This window comes from Guyparkeria sp. (assembly GCF_041687595.1).
Lineage (GTDB): Bacteria > Pseudomonadota > Gammaproteobacteria > Halothiobacillales > Halothiobacillaceae > Guyparkeria.
Genome location: NZ_JAWLBP010000057.1, coordinates 1 through 3,363, shown reverse-complemented (window position 1 = coordinate 3,363; position 3,363 = coordinate 1). Strand labels below are relative to the sequence as shown.

Below are 3,363 nucleotides of genomic sequence, written 5' to 3'. Positions count from 1 at the left end.
ATAAACGGTTCGGCCTGTGCCGACGCCATCTGCAGGTGAAACACCGCGCGGCGCTGGCGGCCGGTCACCTGTTCGACCAGGTTGAACTGGCCGTGCTCCCGGCTGTGGCCCCAGGCGGCCTCGCCGGTAAAGCCGGACAGCTCGTCGCGACCGAGCAGCCAGTCGATCACGACTTCCTCCACGTCCGGGGGGGCAATCAGGGTCAGCAGCACGTTGTTCATGAGTCGGATCCCTTGCGGTTCGCCTCGGGTGACGCTGCACCGAAGCGGCGGTAGAGGATGGGCAACAGCACCAGGGTCAGCAGGGTGGAGGTCACCAGCCCGCCGATGACGACGGCAGCGAGCGGCCGCTGGATCTCCGAGCCGGGCCCGGTCGCGAACAGCAGCGGGATCAGGCCGAACGCGGCGATCGAGGCGGTCATCAGCACCGGGCGCAGGCGTCGCTTGGCACCCTCGACCACCGTCTCGTGCAGCGACAGGCCCAGGGCGCGCAACTGGTTGAAATAGCTCACCAGCACCACACCGTTGAGCACCGCGATGCCCAGCAGCGCGATGAAGCCCACGGAGGCCGGCACCGACAGGTACTCGCCGGAGATCCAAAGGCCGAACACGCCGCCGATCAGGGCGAAGGGGATGTTCAGCAGGACCAGGATGGCCTGGCGGATCGAGCCGAAGGTGGTGAACAGCAACAGGAAGATCAGGCCGACCGAGACCGGCACCACCAGTCCCAATCGCTTGGCCGCGCGTTGCTGGTTCTCGAACTGTCCACCCCAGGCAAGGCGATACCCCGTGTCCAGGGAAACCTCCTCGGCAACTGCCTGGCGGGCGTCCTCGACGAAACCGACCAGGTCGCGGCCGGCAACGTTCGCGGCCACCACGACGAACCGCTCGCCCAGCTCGCGCTCGACCTGTACCGGGCCCTCGACCCGGTCGATGGTGGCCAGCGCCGTCAGTGGCACCTGGCGACCGCCCGGCAGGCTGATGAGCAACTCCCGCAAGGCTTCCGGCGATCGGGCAATCTCGCGGCTGCCGCGGATCATCAACGGGGTGCGGCGCATGCCCTCGTAGACGGTGCCGACGTCCTTGCCCTCGAGTTGCGCCCGCAGCAGGGTTTCCAGTTCCTCGATGGCCAGCCCGAAGCGGCCGGCGGCCTGTCGGTCGGCCGTGACCTTGAGGTACTGCACACCCTCGTTGCGGCTGTAGAAGACATCCGAGGCGCCGTCGACACCGCGCACGGTCTCGGCAATGCGCTGGGCCTTGTCGTTGAGAACGTCCAGGTCGGGACCGAACAGCTTGATCGCCAGGTCCCCGCGCACCCCGGTGAGCATTTCCGAGACGCGCATTTCGATGGGCTGGGTGAAGGCGTGGGCCATGCCGGGGAAGTCGGCCAGTACCTCGCGGATGGCATCGACCAGTTCCTCCTTGGTCTCGAAGCGCCATTGCTCGCGCGGCTTGAGGACCAGGAAGCTGTCCGTCTCGTTGAGCCCCATCGGGTCCATCCCGAGCTCATCCGATCCGGTGCGGGCGATCACGCCGGTGACTTCCGGCACACGCTCGATCAGGGCCTCCTGGAAACGCTTGTCCAGGGTGATCGATTGCTCCAGCGAAATGGAGGGCAGCTTCTCGAGCTGCACGATGACATCGCCCTCGTCCATGGTGGGCATGAAGATCTTGCCGATCTGCGTGTAGGCCGCGGCCGTGGCACCCAGGGCGGCCACGGCGACGATGCCGATGACCTTCGGGTGGGCCAGCGACCAGCGCAGGGCCGGGGTGTAGACCTTGTGCAACTGGCGCACCAGCCAGGGCTCGTCGTGCGAAACGTTGCGCAGCAAATACGAGCTGATCACCGGAATGGCCGTCAGGGACAGCAGCAGCGAGCTTCCCAGGGCGAAGACGATGGTCAGGGCCACCGGCTTGAACAGCTTGCCCTCGAGCCCCTGCAACGTGAGCAGCGGCAGGAAGACGATCACGATGATCAGGATGCCGGCGGTCACCGGGGCGGCGACCTCGCGCACGGCGCGGTAGATCACGTGCAGTCGTGGCAGGCGTCGGGCCTCCTTCTCCCGCGCCAGGTGCGCGACGATGTTCTCGACCACCACCACGGCGGCGTCGACCAGCATGCCGATCGCGATCGCCAGCCCGCCGAGGCTCATCAGGTTGGCCGACATGCCCATCCGGTCCATGAGGATGAAGGTCACCAGGGCGGCCAGCGGCAGGATCAGGGCGACCGTGATCGCGGCCCGCAGGTTGCCGAGGAAGACGAGCAGCAGGATCAGCACCAGGATGATCGCCTCTTCCAGCGCCTTCGTGACGGTATGCACGGCTCGGTCGACCAGGTTGCCGCGGTTGTAGAAGACGTTGATGGTCACGCCGTCGGGCAGGGTGGAGGACAGTTCGTCGATCTTGTCCTGCACACCGGCGACCACCTCGCGGGCATTCGCCCCGCGCAGGCCCAGCACCAGCCCCTGCACGGCCTCCTGTTCGCCGTCCTTGGTGACCGCCCCGTAGCGGGTGAGACTGCCGATCTGCACGCTGGCGACGTCGGCCACGTGGATGGGAGCGCCCCCGGGGGTCATCGCCACCACGGTTTCGCGCAGGTCATCGAGCTGCGTGACACTCCCCTCGATGCGGACCAGCAGGGCCTCCTCGCCATCGCGAACCCGGCCGGCGCCATCGTTGCGGTTGTTGCGCGACAGGGCCGTGCGCAGCTGGTCGAGGGTGATGCCGCGAGCGCTCATCTTCGCCGTGTCCGGGGTGACCTCGAAGGTGCGCACGTGCCCGCCCAGCGCATTGACCTCGGCCACGCCCGGCACGGTGCGCAGGGCCGGGCGGATCACCCAGTCGAGCAGCGAGCGGCGCTCGGTCAGCGACAGGTCGCCGCCGTCGATGGTGAACATGAACATCTCGCCCAGCGGCGTGGTGATCGGCGCCATGCCGCCGGTGGCATCGGGCGGCAGGTCGGCCCAGACGGCATTCAGACGCTCGGCTACCTGCTGCCGGGCCCAGTAGATGTCGGTGCCCTCGGCAAAGTCGATGGTGATGTCGGTCAGGCCGTACTTGGCCACCGAGCGCAGCATCGCCTGGTCGGGGATGCCCAGCATTTCCACCTCCACCGGGGCGGTAATGCGCTGCTCGACCTCCTCGGGCGTCATGCCGGGGGCCTTGATGATGATCTTCACCTGGGGCGTCGAGACGTCCGGGAAGGCATCGATCGGGAGATTGAGAAAGGCGCGGGTACCCAGGCCCGCGATCAGGGCCACCAGCAACAGGATGAACAGGCGCTGGGTGAGTGAGAACCGGATCAGGGAGGCAAGCATCACTCGTCGCCTCCCATGCCTTGCCAGGCCCCCTTGATGGCGGCCAC

2 protein-coding genes are annotated in these 3,363 nt (G+C 67.5%); both read right to left on the bottom strand.

All coding sequences use genetic code 11. The features are described from left to right. Positions 1-221, bottom strand: a 221-nt coding sequence (locus ACESL5_RS08545) for a DUF3240 family protein (protein ID WP_372592363.1), incomplete at its 3' end; no start/stop codon positions are given. Continuing rightward, positions 218-3,316 (bottom strand): efflux RND transporter permease subunit, encoded by a 3,099-nt coding sequence (locus ACESL5_RS08540; protein WP_372592362.1) that lies wholly within the window; start codon positions 3,314-3,316, stop codon positions 218-220. The genes ACESL5_RS08545 and ACESL5_RS08540, both read right to left, overlap by 4 nt. Positions 3,317-3,363 lie beyond the last annotated feature (47 nt).

Bases quoted from the DNA above. Each gene is read 5' to 3' on its own strand.
- ACESL5_RS08540 (WP_372592362.1), bottom strand. From the start codon at position 3,316: ATGCTTGCCTCCCTGATCCGGTTCTCACTCACCCAGCGCCTGTTCATC.